This window comes from Mycobacterium sp. ABE4_509, assembly GCF_056160785.1.
In genome coordinates, this window is sequence record NZ_JBSWXU010000265.1 from 1 (window position 1) to 2,795 (window position 2,795).

The 2,795-nt window shown below is 71.0% G+C and carries 3 protein-coding genes and 1 pseudogene; 2 read left to right on the forward strand and 2 right to left on the reverse strand.

The features are described 5' to 3' along the window. Positions 1 to 134: 134 nt before the first annotated feature. Positions 135 to 1,160 carry a sensor histidine kinase gene (locus ACXAID_RS27675; protein ID WP_475025368.1) on the reverse strand — a complete coding sequence of 342 codons (1,026 nt, stop codon included), beginning with the start codon at positions 1,158 to 1,160 and terminating at the stop codon, positions 135 to 137. Positions 1,161 to 1,162: 2 nt separating this feature from the next. Continuing rightward, a complete protein-coding gene (locus ACXAID_RS27680) occupies positions 1,163 to 1,855 on the reverse strand; it encodes a response regulator transcription factor (protein WP_475025369.1) in 693 nt (230 codons plus the stop codon). Between the two features lie 103 nt (positions 1,856 to 1,958). Between ACXAID_RS27680 and ACXAID_RS27685 the strand changes: the two genes are divergently transcribed. Both ACXAID_RS27685 and ACXAID_RS27690 read left to right on the forward strand, forming a co-directional pair. Next, positions 1,959 to 2,615, forward strand: a complete 657-nt coding sequence (locus ACXAID_RS27685) for a glycosyltransferase family 2 protein (RefSeq protein ID WP_475025370.1) — start codon at positions 1,959 to 1,961, stop codon at positions 2,613 to 2,615. Then, positions 2,612 to 2,795, forward strand: a pseudogene (locus ACXAID_RS27690) (glycosyltransferase); the annotation flags it as partial. The gene ACXAID_RS27685 and the pseudogene ACXAID_RS27690, both read left to right, overlap by 4 nt.

A 2,795-nucleotide genomic window follows, 5' to 3' on the forward strand; every position in this document is an offset into this window, starting at 1 on the left:
ACCCTTGATCTCGACACCCCAGCCCAACGCCTATCTGCTCTGCTCAGCCAAGCCGCCTAAGCCCGTGTTGCACTAACCACTTGACTTTGGGTCGACATAGGCGACAGGGAATGCACGTTCGCGGCAGGCCGACCTCAGTCACCGGCCAGCGGCAGCCGCACCTCGAAGCGGGCGCCGGTGGGCAGGTTGTGCGCCGACAGCGTGCCGCGGTGGGCCTGCACCAGGCCCGCCGCGATCGCCAGGCCCAGCCCCGAGCCGCTCGGCAGCGACGAATCCGCGCGCGGCACCCGGCTGTTGGACCCGCGGTAGGCGACGTCGAACACCCTGGGCAGGTCGGCCTCGTCGATGCCCACCCCGGTGTCGTCGACACGGGCCCAGGCGCTGTTCTCGTCGGCGCCCAGCGCCAACTCGACGCTGCCGCCCGCCGGGGTGTGCGCGATCGCGTTGGCCACCAGGTTCGACAACACCCGCACCAGCGCGCGGTCACTGCCCACCACCCGCACCGGGTCGTCGGGAAGGTTGGCCCGCAGCAGGACCCCGGCCCGTTCGGCGGCGATGCGGTGCGCGGCCAGCACGTCGTCGACGACCTCGTCGAGCGCGACCTTGTCGAACGACGGGGTCAGCGCGCCGGCGTTGATCTTCGACATCTCGAACAGGTCGTCGACCATCTCCGAGAGGCGCACCGACTCGTGCTCGATGTGCTTGGCGTGCACCTTGACCTCGTCGTCGGGGACGACCCCGTCGGCGATGGCCTCCGACACCGCCCGGATGCCGGCCAGCGGGGTGCGCAGGTCATGGCTGACGAACGCGACCAGCCGGCGCCGCGAATGCTCGGCCGAGCGTTCCGAGTCGCGGATCTCGGCCTCCCACACCGTGCGCCTGGCCTGGTAGCGGCCCAGCATCACCGCGGCGGGGATCGTCACGATCGCGACGATGACCAGCACGACGGCGATGCTCTCGAACGTCGAGGTGATCATGAACCCGCTGGCCCCGAGCACGCCGGTGAAGGTGGCGATCACCGGGATCAGCACCAGCGCCACCATGCTGACCGCCAGCGACCACGACCGGGCCAGCCTGATGATCACCGCGCCGAGCAGCACCACCGGCACCGAGCAGGCCAGTGCCCAGCCGACGATCTCCCAGAAGTCAGCGCTTCCCATCCTCACCGCCCGGCGGCCGGCGGGTCAGCGGCCCACATGTAGCCGCGACCCCACACCGTCTGCACGCGGTGATGGTCGCCCAGCTTGGAACGCAGCCTCTTGACGTGCACCGTCACCGTCGACAGGTCCCCGAAGTCCCAATGCCACACCTGCTTGAGCAGGTCTTCGCGGGTGAACACGGTGTCGGGGTGGGTGAGGAAGAAGACCAGCAGGTCGAACTCCCGGTTGGTGAGGCTGATCCGGCGTCCGTGGATGGTGACCGCGCGTGACGCCGTGGCCACCACGAGTTCACCAGAGGTGATGTCGCGGGCCAGCACGTTGGCCGACGCGGGCGCCCTGCGCAACACCGACCGGACCCGCAGTGCCAGCTCGCGGGGGCTGAACGGCTTGGTCAGGTAGTCGTCGGCGCCGGCTTCGAGCCCGGCGATGCGGTCGTCCTCCTCGCCGAGCGCGGTCAGCAGGATCACCGGCACGCTGTAGGCCCCGCCCTCGCGGAGCTGCCCGCACAGCGACAGCCCGTCCGGGCCGGGCATCATCACGTCCAGGATCGCGACGTCGATGCGCTGCGAACACAGCAGACGCAGCGCCTCGTTGCCGTCGTGGGCGGTCGACACGTCGAGCCCGTCGCGTTCCAGATAACGGCGGACGACGTCGCGGACGACATCGTCGTCGTCGGCGATCAGCACTCGGGTCATCATTCCGAGGTTAGCGGGGTACCCGCCTCACCAGCGCCGATGTTACAAATTCGTCAGCGTTGCCCCTCGCCTAACCTGGCCGGCTCGCATAGGTTGATGGGCTATGGCTGCCTGTTCGGTCACGGTGGTGCTGCCCTGTCTGAACGAGGCGGCCTCGCTGCCCGGCGTGCTGACCGCACTGCCCGCCGGGTACCGAGCCCTGGTGGTCGACAACAACAGCACCGATGGCACGGCCGACGTGGCCCGCGCCCACGGCGCCGACGTCGTCGCCGAACCCAGACCCGGATACGGGTCGGCGGTGCACGCCGGCATCGAAGCGGCCCAGACCCCGATCGTCGCGGTCCTCGACGCCGACGGCTCCCTCGACCCCCGCGAGCTTCCCGCGCTGGTCGACGACGTCGACGACGGAGCGGACATGGCGATCGGCCGGCGCCGCGCGGTGCCCGGGCTGAAATGGCCGTGGCACGCCCGCCTCGGCACCGCGGCGGTGTGCTGGCGGCTGCGCACCCGGCACGGCCTGGCCGTCCACGACATCGCGCCGATGCGGGTCACCCGCCGGGATGCGCTGTTGGGCCTGGGGGTGGCCGACCGCCGATCCGGCTATCCGCTGGAGCTGCTGGTGCGCGCCGCCCAGGCCGGCTGGACGGTCACCGAGCGGGACGTCGCCTACGGCCCGCGCACCGGTGGAACCTCCAAGGTCAGTGGCTCGGTGAAGGGCAGCGCGATCGCCGCGCTCGACTTCTGGCGGGTGATCTCGTGATTCAGGTGAGTGTGCTGGTGGTGGCCAAGGCTCCGGTCGCCGGCCTGGCCAAGACCCGGCTGGCGGCCTCGCTGGGTGAAAAGGCCGCAGCCGACATCGCCGCGGCAGCGCTGCTGGACACCCTCGACGCGGTCGCGGAGGCCCCGGTCGCCGCCCGCGTCGTCGCGCTGACCGGCGACC